The organism is Brumicola pallidula DSM 14239 = ACAM 615 (assembly GCF_000428905.1).
Classification (GTDB): Bacteria; Pseudomonadota; Gammaproteobacteria; order Enterobacterales; family Alteromonadaceae; genus Glaciecola; species Glaciecola pallidula.
In genome coordinates, this window is record NZ_AUAV01000012.1 from 25504 (window position 1) to 43328 (window position 17825).

The following is a 17825-nucleotide window of genomic DNA, read 5'->3' on the forward strand; positions in this document are numbered from 1 at the left end:
GAAATATAGTCATTTAGGCGCTGTTTATTACTTGAACATTAGTCCTTTTTCAGAGAGTGTCACTGACAAGCGGTTCTGACCTCCTTTCTGCCTAGAGCTAAATCGTTACTGTCAGAAAACCTAATTCCCTAAAAACAGACTATTGTCCCCGTTACTGTCAATTTTTAAAGCTGACAGTAACGCTTGGCGTTTTCTGACAGTAACGCATTTCAAAAACTGACAGTAACGGGGGGCAGGAGCCAATAAATAGATATTAGCGCTTTAGCGTGAGGAGCATTTGTCCGTTAGAATGCCACTCCAAATGCTAAGAATAAACTGAGACTTCTCAGTCTATTTTGTCTCTTTATAAAACTGTTTCATTCGGTCTTCGTTTGACTTCGATTATTATCAATAAAATACCGTTTCATTGAACAACAAATCTGACCAATAAGATCACTTCAATCTGCTTGATGCTGAGGCGTCCAATTATTTTAGAATGTGACACGGGAGCGGCAAAATATTAATGACTAATTAATCTCAAATGTTATTTCAGTGTGTCGTTTGTTTTATTTAGATTAAGGAGTAAAAAATTGGAAGCAAATGTAGGTATCCAAAAAATAACTACCATCTAATGCAAGGGTTTTCTTCTCGCTTCCCTGATAAAAATAATTAAGTAGTAAGACAATGATAATTAGGAAGGAATTCGTATTTGAAAAATAGAGAAAAAATTGCTTTATTTATCGACACAGACAATACACTGGTTGCTAAAATAGACACCATACTTTTTGAGTTAGCGCTTTGAGGTGTCGTGAACATTCTTAAAGCTTATGGGAATTGGAAGAGCTCATATCTTAAACCTTGGGAAGAAGTGCTTCATGAATTTTCTATAAAGCCTTTTAGCAATTTGATTTAACAAAAGGCTAAAATACAATAGCCATCGCTCTTGTTATTGATGCTATGGATATTCTCTACCCCAGAGATCTAGATTCAACTTGTTTAGTGTCGTCCGATTGCGACTTTACGCCACTTGTTACCCGTGCATTAGCGGATGGCAAATCCGAGATTGGATTTGGCGAACGCAAAGCAATCAGCTTTTGTTAACAGTTGTTCTAAATTTTTGTATCTTAATGATATAGAGGCGGACGACAAACCGGTTCAGAAAAAGACTCCTAATATATCAAGATCGATACCAAACTGATGATTATGTCGCGACAAGCAGCAGAGACATCTGAGGCTGATGATGGCTGGGCGAACTTAGGTATTATAGGACAGCAAATCTCAAATCAAATCATGCTTCTTTTGACCCATAGAATTATGGATTTAAAAAACTAAATGACTTGTTTGCTGGCGTCGATTTATTTGAGATGAAACAGACTAATGGTTTCGTCTTTTGGGTAAGGGGTAAGAAGCGACCGAAAGCTAGCGGATGATCTGAAACCTTAATACAAAAAGTGATATTCGTTTTATGAAATATTTTTATGTATTTTGCCTGTTTAATTATAGCGATGCCTTAGGTAGGTTCGTGAGATACAAAACCTAGCATTCCAGCATAAGATACGCTAGATATAGAGATGGCGATGCAGTTTGCGATCGTTCAATCTAACACTTAGCCTTAGTAAAAAATCGGAGCATTAATGACTCAGACTCAATTTTTAGACTACTGTCGCAGTGAGCTTTTAAAAAGTTTAAATAATACGAAATCGAGAAAGCCGGACGATAAACAAAAGTATCGCACGGAAGGACTATTGCACGCTGCTCGATTGCTGGACCTGATGTCAGCAGAAGAAGTAAGCGAGCTGATCGAAACTGAACATCAAAGTGTTTTTGGCGAAAGTGTATATCAAAGACAGGCACGTAAATCAAAACTGGCGAAATTAAAAGATATGTCGCAGGATGATTACTTTGATATTCCTGCGATAGAACGCAACAAATAATATTGGAAAACCAATGGCATCGGGGTGCATTGAATGTAGTCTTGATGCTGAATGACTAGTAACTTCTCTGTCATATTGCCAACTCCTACATTTTATTTCTGTGCAGTCTTACAAATGATTTTGTAATTTTAGGATACAATCCCAGTAGCTATACATCAAACAGTTAGAGAACAGATGCCTGAAAAGAAAGTTAAATTTGAATTCGAAAAGCAGAATAAAAATAGTGTCCGGTATAAAGAGGTGCCTGAAGATGGAATGCCGCCCGTCATAGGCAGTATTTATGTACAAAAATGGTTCGCTGGTGATAGTCAGAAGCTAGAAGTGGTAATCACGAAAAAAGACTGAACTGAAGCGGTGTTTAGTTAAGCTGTTGGGGCTAAAAGGAAAGCTTAGAGGAGGGACCGAGGTTGTTCTTATTGGACATTCGAGTATTGAAAACCAACTTGGATCCCTGCAGTGGCATAGTTAATTTGGGCATCTAACTAAACGTGTTATGAATATAGGAGTCTCGCATTCAACTGATTACTTTTTGATAAAACAAAGTAAAGGAGCATGGCTGAATCTGAACCAAAACCTCAGTTGGATGTTTAGGTTTTTGTATATCTACCTAACAACATTCATACCTAACAATAATTAAAATCGGATACGGTGATATACACTCCAGTTTAATAGCCATGAATGGTTAATTGAAATAGTAAACTTACAGCACACGGAAGGTATCGAGTTGAATTCTACAGTTAAAAAAGCAAAGACATTATTCCCGCACGTCAGTTATCCTATTCACCATACTTTTATGGAAGTCTTATTTAGGTGTTACTCAACAGATAGAACCGATATAACTCTCGCCGATATGGCAGGGCTTTCGAAGTTGATGGGTAAAGGTTTCACTGACTTAGTCTACTTAGTCAAAAATATTGAAAAAGATGAGAATTCACGTAAGTTTTTAGACCACTGCTTAAAATTGAAGGTTAACGCGAAAAAAATGAAGTCCGCTACAGGAGAAGAGTTGTCAGTGGATCAAAACCTATCTGCGAGAGTAGGAGCAATCAATAGCTATAGAACAGCGTTCGAAAAAGAAGAACTAGAGTTAAAAAAAGAAGCCGAAAGACTCAAAGCTATCGATAATGAAAAACTAGCCATAAAAGCGAAGAAACGGGCTAGGTTAATAGAGCAAGAACGAAAGAAAGCGCAAGAGGCAAAAAAGGCTCAGTATCTGAAACGCTTCTGTGATTTTCCTGAATTTTGTATAAAAGGAATAAAAAGAGGCTCTGATGCTGCTAAAGTTCTACTAAGGCTTCGAAACAATGACGCCAATGAGGAAGACTTTTTTTGGTTGGAAGAAAAAGGTTTTACTAATGACCTAACTACTCAAGCTCTTCACGCGTTCTATTTAAAAAGGGGCAAAATTCATTTAGCCAAATGGAAAAAAGATAATGCTCCCTGGGGTTTAGTCAACGCTATTGCTGACTATAGAAGAAGTAAGTCATCTCAGGAAATCCTCGGCGAAATACAATCAAATTACCCATTTACGTTTTCCAAAGGTAACAAACAGTTAAATTCTGCCTTACTTACAACGTCTGGCGGCGTATATCGTGATTTATTTCGATATACTGAATCTTTGAAACTAGGCACAGAAGCCCATATATTAAACCCTAGTAATTATAGACCTTGCACACTGGTTGGCGCTTCAAACATCCTACTTGGCGACATGAACGAAGGACATTCTTGGTATCAAAAAGCGATAGAAAGAGGTTTTAAGCCTGAAAGTTATGATAAAGAGCTTCGCTCAATTTATATGTCATGTAGTAAGCAAATTAAGGAAAAGCTAAAACGTAGCTTGCTAGCTATAGGGCAGAATCACTCTTGGCTCACAAATTAGTTTTCAAATAAGGCAACTTATTATTTATGTTGAATTTGAAATACCTTAAGGTCAGCAACATCGCATCATTAGTTGCGTGCCTAAGTTAACGATAACAATGCAGTGCTAATACAATGTTGATTAAAATATTGCCCTCGATGTTTGCAAAACTACCGCTTTTTGTATTTAATTAAATCCAGCGGGGAAAAACATATATGGATAGTGAATGGACGCTTATATTGGGATTGATGTTGCCTGCAAGAAAGACAAGTATTGTCCTATTTCCATATGTGTAAAAAAAGACGGCATATTAATACCGCTCCAGCTTGCTAATGAGAGAGCTCAATCACCTAAGGGCCTGGGCAATATAGCAACACTAAGCGAGGTTAATAATCTTGCCTATGCAGCTGCAATAAAAAAATACATTCTTGCCATTTGCAAATCTCACCAATTAAATCCTGTTTGCATAGCCATCGATTCGCCACTCCAACCAAGGGCCGAACACTTAAAACGCCGGCGAGCCGAGCTTGAATTAGATAAGCGCAAAATTAGCTGTTATACCACTCCTTCTAAAGCGGATTTTGACAATATTATTGTTAAAGCGAATAACCATATTGCCAGCGGCGGTAAAGCAAATAAGCTCCCTCACTCAATGCAGATATTTATGTTAGCTGGTTTCGCTATCGCCAACGCGTTAAAAGATGAGGCACCGTGTATTGAGATTTATCCTCACGCTACTGTAAAATTATTAGATGTTGCAGGTAAGCACAAAACCAAAGATGACCAAGCGTATATCCAACTGCAAGCATTGAGCAAATTCACAGGGTGGCCAAGCACTCAATGCGAATGGGACCAAGTACCTTATATTTGCAAAGGCCCGACACATGACAAAGTAGATGCTTATAGCGCAGCTTGGATCGCTAGCTTAGCGCAAAGCGACAGACTAGCATTAGGAGAACCTGAGGCGAGTGATGCTATTTGGTTACCTATATTAGAACGTCTTGTTGTACATACAGTGTTGCAAAAATTTAAGCCTACAGCAGAGATTATGCCGACAAAAAGAAATAAGAAGACACCATCGGAAACGAATATCGGTGAGCACACTAAATTGTGTCCGGCTTGTCATGCACATATGTTCAAGAGGTGGCCATTTGGTTGGGATGCCCATGCAGCTCACAAGTGTACTGGAGTAGATGGTGTAAATATTGAAGCTAGAAAGCGCATTTATAAGGAAAGGTTCTTGTAACGCGAGTTTGGTTTACACCACACAGTAATTTATGACTGCGTTAGTGCACTACATTATTAAATAAGTTACGAGGTTTAAACTTGTCCAACAATTATTACAACGACAGAGTTGAAGAGTTAGCACAACAATATTTGTCGCTATCGTTTGATGATGTCCATCATAATTGGGCTCACCACTTACCCTCAATATTTAAAAAGCCGAGCTCAACTATTTTGGATGTTGGCGCAGGTGCTGGTAGAGATGCAAACCACATTGCAAAAATGGCTAACCAATACTGTAAAGATGATAGTAATTGCAGAATCTATGCGGCAGAGCCCGCCATCGAGATGATGAGAGTAGGGCAAGAAACCACGCGCAATCAAAACGTCCAATGGTTACAAGATTCTTTACCTGCTTTGAACAAAATAACTAAACTGGAAATGAGCTTCGATTTAATTTTACTTAGTGCCGTTTGGATGCACGTGCCCCCAAGCCAGCGGGCTCGTTCTATGCGCAAACTCACTAATTTGCTCAAGCCTGGCGGTAGGATCATTATTTCGCTCAAATTTGGCATGACTGTTCAAGAGCAACAACAACGTCAGATGTATGATGTGAGTGTTGAAGAGCTAGAGCATTTAGCTCAAAACCTTGGATTGTTCTCGAAGTTAGAAACTCAGAACGAGAAAGACAAATTAGGTCGTAATGAAGTTGATTGGCAAACGCTGGTTTTGCAAATGCCCGATGACGGCACGGGCGCGTTTCCATTTATACGTCATGTCGCAATTAATGATGGCAAGGCTGCAACTCACAAGCTAGCGTTGCTCAGAGTGTTGCTGAGGATAGCTGACGGTCACCCGGGCGCGGTATTGAGAAGAGAAACATCACTGCATGGCGATAGAGTCATTTTGCCGCTCGGATTAGTGGCATTGTATTGGATACATCAATACAAAGACCTTATTGATCATTATAAGTTATTCCAAACGCCTAACAAAAGCCCAAATATGGGTTTTATGAAAGAGGGCGGTTGGAATAAGTTAAACCATAGAACGAGCTCTGATTTTCGAATTGGTAATTTGTTTATAGGTGAAGATGCAAAGTCTTTACACAAAACCTTATCGGCAAGTGCACAAAATATAAGAGACATGCCCAGTAAATACATCACGCTTCCCAATAGTGATGCTCGTGTGTTTGAAGTTGCAGCAAAGACGGTAAGGTTGAAAGACAGTTTATTTCTTGATTTAGAAACGCTAACGCAGTGGGGTGAGTTCTCGTTACCAGAATCAATATGGCTAGCGTTAAGTCGATATGCTTGTTGGATTGAGCCCGTATTGGTGAATGAATGGGTAAAAGCGATGGCTAGTTACAAAGGCAACCAAAATGATGTTGGGGCTGATAAACGAGCCTATATGCATAAGGCACTTCAATGGTTAGAACCGAAGCGTACCACTGCCGAAGTGCGCAATAGATTTGAATCGTTAAAATTAAATCAAACAATGCAGTGCGTGTGGTCAGCCAAAACACTTAATCGCAAATATGACATAGATCACAGTATGCCATTTGCACGCTGGCCTAATAATGATTTATGGAATTTAGTGCCTAGCAACTCGAAGGTAAATAATGAAAAACGAGACAGACTGCCAACAGAACGAAAACTATTGGATGCTAGAGAGCGCATGTTGCATTGGTGGAATATGGCTTGGGCCGATGATTCTGATTTGGAGGGTGAGTTAACTTGTAGCCGACGTTTCTTTGCAGAGGCTAATATCGCGCTGCCTGGGCTTTCGATTGATAACACATCAATTGATGATTTATTTGAAGCGTTGCTTTTACAAAGGTCTCGTTTGAAAGAAATGCAGCAATTGAAGGAGTGGTAGCATAGTAATGGCATGTAAGGTGTTTGTCGCTGCGTAAACCAGATTTAATAGCTCGTCTTATCAACGTTGTTTAGGAAGCTAGTTCTCTTGTTTAACAATATTCGTATTTGGTTCAATATAGACTAGTAATGTATTTATATTCATAACTTGATTCGATATTGGCATTTGTCATCCGTTCTATCGCGCTTTATAATCCCTATGTACTAACGTTTTGTAATCTAATAGGAATAAGGTTTGAAAGAAAAGGAAAAAATAGCACTATTCATTGATGCTGATAATGCCCCTGCTGCCAAAATAGATACTATACTCTCAGAACTTGCCCGCTATGGTGTAGTAAATATCCGTAAAGCCTACGGCAACTGGAAAAGCCCCTGTCTTAAATCTTGGGAAGATGTGCTTCATGAATTCGCTATTCAGCCTATTCAGCAATTTGATTTAACCAAAGGTAAAAATGCGACTGACATTGCGCTTGTCATTGATGCGATGGATATTTTGTATACTAGAGATGTCGATACTATTTGCTTGGTATCATCAGATTGTGACTTTACTCCATTGGTAACCAGAGCGTTGGCGGATGGTAAATTCATTATTGGTTTTGGTGAACGCAAAACACCAAGTGCGTTTGTTAATAGTTGTTCTAAGTTTTTGTATCTTGATGATATTGACGCAGATGAAAAGCCTGTAGAGATAAAGAAGCCGAGCATTAAAAGCGATACAAAGCTGATCAATATGCTTCGTCAAGCAATTGAGGCTTCTGAGGATGATGATGGTTGGGCACACCTAGGGACAATAGGTAAACATATTTCAAACCATGCCTCCTTTGACCCTAGGAACTACGGGTTTAAAAAGTTGAGCGATTTGTTTTCCGCTATTGACTTGTTTGAGATGAAGCAAAAAAATAGTTCTGGCACTTATGTTAGAGATAAACGCCGAGCTAAATTTGGTTGATGCACAATCAGTCTGCGCTTTTTACTCCATTAGTTAAGCGACAAGTGCCACGCTTGTTCTATACATAACACGTTGTTGGTTTTGCCACTCAATTTCGCCAGATTGAAATAAGGAGGTTAAAGAGGCTAAGCGCATTGTTTTTATGTCGTAAAACTAACTTGTGTCCTTCAAAGCAACGTTTTGGTCTGCCCTAGCGTACCGCGTTATCCCCTCATTTAGCCAGTGACTCATCGCGCCAAACCAATGTCGATTTATTGAATGCATTGCTTCAGGTGAATCAATTCTACTTTGTCGTTGTTGGGCCTGTTTTACATTGCCTGCTATAAACCGAAGCATTGACGATTAAGATTGAAAATATGGGTAACCAGTTTTTGAGTAAGGTCTTATTTAGCTAAAGGACAATTTAAAATAAATCAACAAACGACATCAAATGTCGCCAGTTGATTTAGTATGACCTTAAAGATTATCGCTACTTTTATTGGGTTAGTAACAATTCGGACTTGTAACAGCGGCGTTTTAATTTTAAAAATGATAAAAGGCTTTAGTCGGCATAGAAAAAGAACAACGTTAACAATATGAAAAGTTGATATCTAATTCTAGAAATGAGGGTACATTACAACTAAGTAAATCATTAAAAAGGTTAAGGAAAACTACCATGAAAACTTGGACGATAAGGACTCAATATAAAAATCAGTTATCCAAAGTGATAGCTGGGCCGAAGGTGACCAGGCCATTACAATTAGAAAACGCTGCTAGAAAATTCATCCGTCAAGGTGAGACCCACCCATAAAATTAGACAAGTATTCAATATAGCTTTCTATTTCAATTCATAATTAAGGTGTGGTGATGTTAGATTTTATTTTAGTGCCGGATGCGCTGACGGCCAACCAAGTGAGAGCGACCTGCATGTTTCGGTCGAAATCGATCACCCATTTCGTTTCAATTCGATCGCTGATTTCGGTTTAAAGCGATCACCGTTTTCGGTTCTATCCGATCAGTTTTAGCCTTTTTCCGGAATCAGTGATCGGAATGCCGAAACAACCTTCTTTTTCTAGTTAAATCAACTGGTAAGCTGTGACTTAACGTCAATGTTAAGGAAACACGCTGCCATGCCTAGAAAGAGAACTGAAATGAGAAAAGTAAAAGATGTCCTGCGCTTGAAGTTTGATGCCGGACTCAGCCACAGGGACATAAGCAAGTGTCTTAGTATTGGCCCTGCCACAGTGAGTGAAGTCCTCTCTCGCTTTACCGCCAGCGATTTATCATGGCCTCTGCCAGATGCTTATAGTGATGTGCAGCTTGAAGGAAAGCTCTATCCAAGCGTCATCTCAAAAAGCAAGAAGCGCCCCTTGGATGGCAATACAATAAGATTGGAGTTAAGACGCAAAGGCATGACTAAGCTTCTCTTGTGGCAAGAGTATTGTGAAGAAGAGGCGGCCACTGCGTATGGCTATACGCAGTTCTGCGAGCATTATCAGATATGGCTTAAGAAGCAAAAACGCAGCATGCGCCAAGTGCATATTGCGGGTGATAAGCTCTTTATTGATTACGCAGGACCCACCGTGCCTATTATTAGCCCCGATACCGGTGAAATAAGGTACAACGCGCAAATATTCGTGGCTACCCTAGGGGCTACTAACTACACATATATAGAAGCAGGCCGCTCCCAAAAGCAAGAAGATTGGATAATGGCGCACGTTAGAGCGTTTAATTATATTGGTGGCGTGCCGAGGTTACTGGTCCCAGACAATCTCAAGGCGGCGGTGACTAAAGCGCACCGTTATGCACCTATCCTCAATGAAAATTATGAGCGGATGGCGAGGCATTATGGCACGGCCATCATGCCCGCTAGGCCATATAAACCCAAAGACAAGAGTAAAGCTGAAAACGCGGTATTGATTGTCGAACGCTGGATATTAATGCGCCTGCGCAATCATGTGTTTTACACATTAGCGGAGTTAAACATTAAGATTAAAGTGTTGATGGCGGATTTAAATAACCGTCAACAACGCATGTATCCTGGCTCACGCAAGGAGCAATTTGACTTGCTGGATAAACCCGCACTCGCCAGTCTACCGACTTATCCATATGAATATATTGATAGTAAACGCGCCAAAGTAGCGCCTGACTATCACATATTATATGAGAAACATGCCTACTCGGTGCCGCACAGTTTAGTGGGTGGCACTGTCACCTTAGAAGCCAGCGCCAACATCGTGTGTATATACCATCATAATCAGCTAGTCGCCCAGCACACGCGCACCTTTAAAGACGGCGGCTTTACCACGCTCAAAGAGCATATGCCCGGCAGCCATTTTAAACACCGCTTCAACTCAGAGCGACTATTGAGTTGGGCTAAGAACATTGGTGTAGGCACTCGCTCAGTAATTGAATGGCACATACACAGCCGTAAACACCCAGAGCAAGCTATCAAGACCTGTTTAGCCATACTCAACCTCACTAAGCAATACGGCAACGCACGCGTGGAGTCTGCTTGCCAAACCGCGCTGTTACTAGAGCGGCCACACCGTATTGTCGTGGTTAACCTGCTAAATAATCATAAAGAGCATGGCACTCAACCCGTTGAGGAAGAAGAAAACCCCGTTAACCACCACAATATCCGTGGACAAAATTACTATCAATAAGGAAACACAATGAACTTACCTACATTACGCCCACAACATCATTATTACCGGCGCTACCGGCTGTGGCAAAACTTACTTAGCCTGCGCACTTGGGCAGCAAGCATGTGAGCAAAACCACATCGTGAAATATTATCGTTTAGGCCAATTGCTTGATGAGCTAAGTGTAGGTCATGCCGATGGCAGTTATCGCCAACAATTGGCGCAGCTTGCTAAGAAAAAGTTACTCATACTCGATGACTGGGGCATGGAAAAGCTTACCGCCAGGCAAGCTAACGACTTACTTGATGTGATGGAAGACCGATATCAAAATGCCAGTACCATTATCGCCAGCCAAATCCCTGTGAATGACTGGTATAGCTTAATCCCAAATCCAACAGTGGTTGACGCCCTGTTGGACCGATTATTACACAATAGCCACCGCATAGAATTAGCAGGAGAATCGATGAGAAAACTAGACCAATCCGATCACTTAGGGTAAAAAGGTACGTGGAGAAAAAGAGGGTTACAAAGCGATCGGATAAAACCGAAATGACTGACTGTTTTCACCGAAATACGCATTTGGTATCTGAAGTTCTGAAATCTATTTGGTGTAGAATGATTAAGAGACCATGAATCGAAAAAAGTTGATCTGCTCAGCATTAGGTATTGGTGTCAGTTATTATTACTTATGACGCAAAAGACGCCTCGCTAGTTAAACCAAACGGCGTCTTTTTCAGGCAATCGTAACACTACACTGGGAATTAATTCATTCGTTATGCGAGTCATCGGTCGCTAAGATCGGATGCAGAGCTGATGACATATGCTTTAGTGATGACTTATGAAATGAGTGAAAAACATGATTTTTTGTGGAAAATGTGGTGATAACATTCACATGGAGCGCATATGTTGAGGTAATCCCCCCATTTTTAATGGAGTTCAGGCGTAGAATTCATGCTCTTGGTTAGTCTTTTTTTTTGAATTGGGGTTATCCCACCAATCCCCATGTTAGGTCGCTCGTTATTATAAGTCCATAGCCAACTAGTCGCTCTGTCTTGTAAATCTTCTATGTCAGCATAAATATAGTGACTTAGCCAATCGTATCTGACAGTGCGATTGAAGCGTTCAATATAAGCATTTTGCTGAGGGTTACCCGGTTGTATAAACAACAACGTTATCTCATTATGTTCAGCCCAATCAGCTAATTTTTGGCTAATATACTCAGGCCCGTTGTCACACCTGATGGCTTTTGGCTTACCTTTCCACTCAATAATTTGCTCAAGCGACCTAATAACCCGCTCTGCGGGTAACGATATATCAGCGTCGATTATTAGGCCTTCGCGGTTGAAGTCGTCAATCACATTGAATAACCGACAACTGCGTCCATCTGCCAATTGGTCATGCATAAAATCCATAGACCAGCATTCATTTTCTTTTTGGGGCACCGCCAGTGGCTGCGGGACTTCTCTGTTTAGGCGTTTGTTAGGTTTAATGCGTAAATTCAGTGACAACTCTTGGTATATGCGATAAACACGTTTGTGGTTCCATCCGTAGCCTTTCACGTTGCGTAAATACAAAAAGCATAAGCCAAATCCCCAGTTGCGCTGGTTTTGTGTCAAAGCTAGCAACAAATCGGCAATTTTTTCATTTTCAGATGACAGTTTTGGGGTGTAGCGATAACACGTTTCACTTATCAAAAACGGTCGACACGCCAACGCAATGCTCATCTTTTTACTTTTTACGACTCCCTGCGCCATTAATTTACGCTCAGAAGCCTTCACCACTTTTTTACCATCGCCTCTTGGATAACCTCTGCCTTAAGACGCTCTTCGGCATACATCTTCTTAAGCCTGCGGTTTTCGTCTTCTAACTCTTTCATCCTTGTCATGAGTGACGCATCCATACCGCCATACTTGGTTCGCCATTTATAAAATGACGAGTTGCTCATACCGTGTTCTCTGCACAATTCAGGGATCGGTACGCCATTGTCTGCTTGCTTCAATATCGCCATTATCTGGCTATCGGTAAAGTGTGCTTTTTTCATAATTTTCTCCAGTATTTAGGATAAGAGAAAATTCTACTTTTTACCTCTATTGATTTGTGGGGGGATTACCACACCATGAATCGCCAAAAAGCACACCAAACATATATAGAATGATGCTAATTATTGGAAAGCCAATTAAAAACCAAACACCCGCACCAGCCGCATCCATAGGAACTACTTTCTGTATTCCAAGGTATATCGTGATGAATATTATTAATATCGCTAGACCCAAGCCAATGTAACCAAAAGTAAACCTACGAACACTCCAGTTAGGCTTTATAACTAAAGCGCCTATAGAAAAAATTAAGGAAGGGAATATCAAATATAATGCAGGCTTAGTTAGTTCACCAAAACTGCCATTAGCGATGATAATAAGTAATATAGACAATAAAAATAGAATAACTAAGTTTAGCTTTGCAATAGTCACAATAAACAATCCTTACTTTCAAATGCTGCTACATTTAGCTACATTAACTGATTTATTTAACCTGGGTGCGATTTTGAATTTTTGAAATAACTCAATATTATCTTGAAATGAGACACATTTTAGTTTTAATAGTTCATTTGGATTTAGTCCAAACGTATCAGAGTAAGTTTCTATTGAGTCTAATTCAGAGCGGAACTCACTGGCAATATCAAATCTTTCAAGCGCTACAACCCAGTAAATTAAGTCTCTTCCAAACATGTCTTTTGAATTAAATTTCACGCTATTCTGTAATAGCCAATGAATTGTGTTTGAATCCTTAAGATTTAGAGCAATAATCAAACTTGTTCCGTTTAGTTTGGCTCCTATTCTCAGCATTTGGGTTAGCACGTCCACTGATCCCGCTCTCATTATCATGCGATTAGTCAGTTCTACTAAGTCATCCTTCGAGGTTAGTTGTTTAATTCTACTCTCAGCATTAATCCATTCCTTTTGTTCAATTAATTCGAGTATTGAGTTAATATTTGTGTCAGTCGTTAGAACTACACATGTGCTAAGCGTTTAAAATATCAGACAATAAGGTTTTCAACCACTGAGAACCAAACATGACTAAACTTACAACCAAACAATGGCAAGACATAATGCAGGCCCATGCCGAGTATGCTGGCACAAACAAACAGTTCTGCTGTGAGCACAACATTCCCGTGCAGACATTTTATTCTCGTTGCCATTATATGGGGCTTGCTAAGCCTGCGCACAGTAAAAAAAGAAGCGCTAAGAAACAAACCGCGTCACCGGTAGCAATTGCGCAAGCAAATCAATTTATTAAAGCGCAAATATCGCCCATGCCAAGCAAGATTATTCTACAAACGCAGCATGCGCAGTTATCATTATCAACACAATGCGATCCTGTTTGGCTAGCCACCTTGCTAAAAGGACTTGCCGCATGAGAATGTTCGTTGACCCCAGGGCGGTATATTTATACCCTAAGACGGTGGATTTCAGGCTGCAATTTAACGGACTTGCATTAACCGTCGAGCAAGAGCTTGATGTGCCATTAATGTCTGGCGCGTTATTTGTTTTTACCAACCGCACTCGCAAGCGCCTCAAAATCCTCTACTGGGATAGCACTGGTTTAGCCATGTGGACAAAGCGCTTAGAGAAAGAAGCGTTTAAGTGGCCTAGCAGCACGCAAACGTCTATCAGTTTGACTGAGCAGCAACTTAATAGTCTGCTAGGCGGCTTTAATATTCATGGTCACCAGCCCTTGTTCTATGCGTCTGCGGGCTTATAACATCAGATCATAAGCACAGATTATTGATCACGATTTAGTCTAAGTAAAAACAACACCTTAGCCATGGTTTGCGGTAAAATGCATGCTATGAAAACACGTACCGAACAGTCTTACAATCAACGCGAAAAGCGCATTAAGCTCTTGGATGAGAAAGATCTTGAGCAAGGCTTGTCGGTGGATGAAGCAAAAGAGTTAATAGGTTTACAGCGTGCGCATTTAGGGTTTTTGCAAGAGCAGTTTAGACTAGCGAAACATAAGTTGTTTGCCAGTAAAAATGAAGCCTACCCTGGTCAAGGCGAGCTGTTTAACGAAGCGGAAGACATTGCCCAGCAAAGTGAAGCTGAATTGGCGGATGAAGCGCAGTTCACTGAATATACCGCTAAGCGCAAAAAGCGTAATCGAAATGTCGTTGATGACACGGTTGAGCGTGAAGTGGTGATACACGATATTGATGAGGCCGATAAAACCTGCGATTGCTGCCAAGGCCAAATGCATGTCATGGGTAAAGATGTCACTGAAAAGCTAGAATATGTACCGGCGACAATTAAAGTCATTGAAAACCATCGCTTAAAATACGCGTGCCGCACTTGTGAGAAGAATGGCAGCAAGACACCTATTAAGCAAGCGCCGCCCGCACCTAGCATTTTACCTAAGAGTTATGCCACGCCCAGCTTAATTGCCCAAATCATTGTCAGTAAATTCCAATATGGCTTACCGCTTTATCGATTGGAGACCATGCTGGGTCACATTGGCATTCATATATCGCGGCAAACCATGTCAGATTGGCTCATCAAAATTAGCGCCTTATTCAAACCCATTACCTATGAGCCTTGGCATGACATATTGCTTAAGCAAGACTATGTTCGTTGTGATGAAACCACCATGATAGTGGTAGGCGATGACAATGTGAAATCGTACATGTGGGTGTATAACTGCGGTGCAGACTCGCCTGCAGGAAACATTAACGGGGATGATACACCCAATATTGTGCTGTATGATTATCAGCCCAGCCGTGCGGGCAAATGTGCCGCGGACTTCTTACGTGGCTATGAGGGCTATTTAGGGGTTGACGGGTATGCTGGCTATCACCTTACACTGGCACAATTAGTAGCCTGCTTGGCGCACATGCGCCGCAAATTCGTAGAGGCTAAAAAGATGCAGGGTAAAAACGCCAAAGTGGGTAAAGCGGATTGGGCACTTAACCAGATTCAAAAACTGTATCGCATTGAAAAGCAAATCAAAGATAAAACGGTTGAAGAGCGCTACCGTATTAGGCAAGAGCAAAGTCTGCCCTTGCTAGTGCAATTTAAGACATGGCTAGACAAGTCTAGCTTAACGGTATTACCTCAGAGTCTACTTGGCAAAGCGATTAATTATGCGCTCAACCAATGGGCCAAGTTTATTCGCTATATCGAAGATGGACGAATTGATATAGACAATAACCGCTCAGAAAGCGCCATAAAGCCGTTTGTTATCGGAAGAAAGGCATGGCTCATAAGTCAAACATCGAAAGGTGCGAACGCAAGTGCTATTCTTTATTCAATCATAGAAACCGCTAAGGCATGCGGCATCAAGCCCTACGATTACTTGATGTACGTTATGCAGAAAATGATGGAAGGTAACGTCAATCCAGAAGAAATACTACCTTGGAAAGTGAACTTAGGTTAGTGTAGTTCTAACGACTGACACATTATTTTATTACAAAGCACGGGTTTATCATCCTAAATTAGGCCGCTTCATGCAAACCGACCCCATTGGTTATGAGGGTGGGATGAATTGGTATGCTTATGTGGGGAATGATCCGGTTAATATGACAGACCCAACTGGTATGTATGGCAGAGGTAACGGTTGGAGTGATGAAGACTGGGAGAAATTCGATGCCGCACAGCAACAAGCAGCGAGTGATATGTCTTCAACAGCCTCTTCAATGCGCGATCAAGCTGCTGGGCTGAAGGATGGAGCAACAAGTGCAGATGGATACTCCGCATCTGAAATTAACTCAATGGCTGATAATTTGGATGCTGGCGCAACAGCACTCAATGATGATGGTTCGGGTGGGTATACTGCAAACGCGGTATCAAGTTTTGATGATCCGAACCAATATGGTGAAGGTGCTTTAGGAGGGAGAACTACTACAATGGCTACTGAGCATCATGATTTTACTAACTCTAATACATCTAGATTACAATGGAATGTTGGGCATGAGTCCTTGCATAATGCTGGGATGTCTCATCCGAAGTGGAGAGGGTTTGTGCCATATAGGTACGGTTCATTTGGTCAAGCGAAGTCTTTTGAAGCCTTACCTCAGAGCAGAAGGGCTTCAAATCCAGATCATGTGCTAAAAAGGGTATACCCGTGAGGAATATCATCACAGCTATTCTGTTCTTTTTTGCTATCAATGAATGCTATGCAGGCGGGTGCTCATACACTGAAGATATGATGAGAAAAAATAGCGAGAAATACGGAAAGCTATTAAAAATAGACATCGAGAAAATTGAAATTGGCTACGGAGTTAATATGAGCGTGCCTTTTTCCATAGAAGATAGTGAACTTCAACAGGCTTATGTTGTGAAAAAGGACTGGAGGAATGATAAAGAGCTATTTGTATTCCCGATATCCATGTATCAAGAAAATAAAGAGCTAAATGGTTGGTTCAATATAAGTGAAGATTTGTTTTCGAATATAGCTCTATATATAGACTATGGGGAAGGATGTAGTTTCACGATCAGGAAAGCAATCAAACATTAGAGTTTGAACTAAACTGTGACTTGCATGCTTTATGTGAATTATATTCCTTGAATCCAAGGCATCGCTCGTGCGGGGCTTTGGATCCAATTTAAATTATGCTGGCCGTGAATTTAAAAAAAAGAGAGATACTCGCCAACAGTCATATGCTTAGATTCATCAAATTCACTAGACTCTATACATTTACCCGACAACCCTTGGTCACTCATATCTGAACAACCAGATAATCCTGTGGGATCACTCATATTAACCGGATCATTCCCAACATAAGCATACCAATTCATCCCATCTTCATAACCAATGGGGTCGGTTTGCATGAAACGGCCTAATTCAGGATGATAGACCCGTGCTTTGTAATAATATAATCGGAATGATGAACCAACATTCTGACTAACCAACTGCTTCATATTAAGCGACTTTTGTTGGGGTGGCTATGAGTTACCTGAAAATATTGTATATTTTACATTATCGCGTTTAGCAAAGGGGATCTCCTTATGAAAGGTTCATTACGCTTGTTCTATTGTTCTCGTTGCTATTCAAACACCGTTATATGTTCAAGTTGTGATAGAGGCAACATATATTGTCACTCTGCTTGCAGCTATTTTGCACGCAAAATCACGCTTCAACGAGCCTCTAGAAAATATCAAGCTACCCGCATTGGTCGTCTAAATAATGCCACTAGACAGCAGCGCTTTAGGACAAGACAAAAGCAAAAAGTAACGCATCAGGGTTCCAATACTTTACCTTGCTATGCTGTAGTGCCCATAAAGCATGATAAAGAGGTTAAAGATGCTAATAACATCGCTGATTTAACGACATGCCATTTCTGTTTAAGAAATACTGCTAATTGCTTAAGAATATTTTATTTGTATACGGGTA

The 17825-nt window shown here is 40.7% G+C and carries 16 protein-coding genes and 2 pseudogenes; 14 read left to right on the top strand and 4 right to left on the bottom strand.

Features of this window, described 5'->3' with window-relative positions; genetic code table 11:
* Positions 1–688 precede the first annotated feature (688 nt).
* The 9 genes and pseudogenes from G399_RS20125 to G399_RS20130 all read left to right on the top strand — a co-directional run bounded on the left by G399_RS20125 (position 689) and on the right by G399_RS20130 (position 10941).
* A pseudogene (locus G399_RS20125) lies at positions 689–1409 on the top strand (NYN domain-containing protein).
* A gap of 204 nt (positions 1410–1613) precedes the next feature.
* Positions 1614–1913, top strand: coding sequence for a hypothetical protein (locus G399_RS0103850; RefSeq protein ID WP_026843429.1), 300 nt, complete (start codon positions 1614–1616; stop codon positions 1911–1913).
* Between the two features lie 174 nt (positions 1914–2087).
* Positions 2088–2258 (top strand): hypothetical protein, encoded by a 171-nt coding sequence (locus tag G399_RS22240; protein ID WP_006008979.1) that lies wholly within the window; start codon positions 2088–2090, stop codon positions 2256–2258.
* 379 nt (positions 2259–2637) lie between these two features.
* The gene (locus tag G399_RS0103860) at positions 2638–3792 is read left to right on the top strand and encodes a hypothetical protein (protein WP_026843430.1); all 1155 of its coding nucleotides are present in this window, start codon (positions 2638–2640) and stop codon (positions 3790–3792) included.
* Positions 3793–3997: 205 nt separating this feature from the next.
* On the top strand, positions 3998–5017 hold the full coding sequence (locus tag G399_RS0103865; RefSeq protein ID WP_006008983.1) for a DUF429 domain-containing protein: 1020 nt from the start codon (positions 3998–4000) through the stop codon (positions 5015–5017).
* A gap of 80 nt (positions 5018–5097) precedes the next feature.
* A complete protein-coding gene (locus tag G399_RS0103870) occupies positions 5098–6870 on the top strand; it encodes a class I SAM-dependent methyltransferase (RefSeq protein WP_006008986.1) in 1773 nt (590 codons plus the stop codon).
* A gap of 234 nt (positions 6871–7104) precedes the next feature.
* Positions 7105–7818: an NYN domain-containing protein gene (locus tag G399_RS0103875; protein ID WP_006008987.1), complete on the top strand. Its 714-nt coding sequence runs from the start codon at positions 7105–7107 to the stop codon at positions 7816–7818.
* Positions 7819–8927: 1109 nt separating this feature from the next.
* Positions 8928–10463 carry an IS21 family transposase gene (istA, locus tag G399_RS0103890; protein ID WP_006008991.1) on the top strand — a complete coding sequence of 512 codons (1536 nt, stop codon included), beginning with the start codon at positions 8928–8930 and terminating at the stop codon, positions 10461–10463.
* Between the two features lie 43 nt (positions 10464–10506).
* Positions 10507–10941 (top strand): ATP-binding protein, encoded by a 435-nt coding sequence (locus tag G399_RS20130; RefSeq protein WP_280512677.1) that lies wholly within the window; start codon positions 10507–10509, stop codon positions 10939–10941.
* A 427-nt stretch (positions 10942–11368) separates the two neighbouring features.
* Here G399_RS20130 and G399_RS0103900 read toward each other — a convergent pair.
* The 3 genes from G399_RS0103900 to G399_RS0103915 form a co-directional block, all read right to left on the bottom strand.
* Positions 11369–12483 (bottom strand): IS3 family transposase gene (locus G399_RS0103900; RefSeq protein ID WP_085949237.1). Its coding sequence is split into 2 segments (ribosomal slippage): positions 11369–12231 and positions 12231–12483, totalling 1116 coding nucleotides; the frame shifts between segments, so codons are not numbered across the junction.
* A 46-nt stretch (positions 12484–12529) separates the two neighbouring features.
* Positions 12530–12910 carry a hypothetical protein gene (locus tag G399_RS0103910; protein WP_006008997.1) on the bottom strand — a complete coding sequence of 127 codons (381 nt, stop codon included), beginning with the start codon at positions 12908–12910 and terminating at the stop codon, positions 12530–12532.
* Between the two features lie 18 nt (positions 12911–12928).
* The gene (locus G399_RS0103915; RefSeq protein ID WP_006008998.1) at positions 12929–13303 is read right to left on the bottom strand and encodes a hypothetical protein; all 375 of its coding nucleotides are present in this window, start codon (positions 13301–13303) and stop codon (positions 12929–12931) included.
* Between the two features lie 209 nt (positions 13304–13512).
* On the opposite strand from G399_RS0103915, the gene G399_RS22460 reads away from it, so the two are divergent.
* The 5 genes and pseudogenes from G399_RS22460 to G399_RS0103940 all read left to right on the top strand — a co-directional run bounded on the left by G399_RS22460 (position 13513) and on the right by G399_RS0103940 (position 16949).
* Positions 13513–13857, top strand: a complete 345-nt coding sequence (locus G399_RS22460) for a hypothetical protein (protein ID WP_026843432.1) — start codon at positions 13513–13515, stop codon at positions 13855–13857.
* Entirely contained in the window at positions 13854–14201 is a 348-nt protein-coding gene (tnpB, locus tag G399_RS0103925; RefSeq protein ID WP_006009001.1) for an IS66 family insertion sequence element accessory protein TnpB, read from the top strand. The genes G399_RS22460 and tnpB overlap by 4 nt, the downstream gene beginning before the upstream one ends.
* 78 nt (positions 14202–14279) lie before the next feature.
* Entirely contained in the window at positions 14280–15869 is a 1590-nt protein-coding gene (tnpC, locus tag G399_RS0103930) for an IS66 family transposase (RefSeq protein ID WP_006009002.1), read from the top strand.
* A gap of 31 nt (positions 15870–15900) precedes the next feature.
* Positions 15901–16560 (top strand): annotated as a pseudogene (locus G399_RS0103935) (RHS repeat-associated core domain-containing protein); the annotation flags it as partial.
* Positions 16557–16949 carry a hypothetical protein gene (locus tag G399_RS0103940; RefSeq protein ID WP_026843435.1) on the top strand — a complete coding sequence of 131 codons (393 nt, stop codon included), beginning with the start codon at positions 16557–16559 and terminating at the stop codon, positions 16947–16949. The pseudogene G399_RS0103935 and the gene G399_RS0103940, both read left to right, overlap by 4 nt.
* A 110-nt stretch (positions 16950–17059) precedes the next feature.
* Here the strand turns inward: G399_RS0103940 and G399_RS0103945 are convergent, their stop codons facing one another.
* Complete coding sequence (locus tag G399_RS0103945; RefSeq protein ID WP_026843436.1) at positions 17060–17353, bottom strand: RHS repeat-associated core domain-containing protein; 294 nt, start codon at positions 17351–17353, stop codon at positions 17060–17062.
* Positions 17354–17825 lie beyond the last annotated feature (472 nt).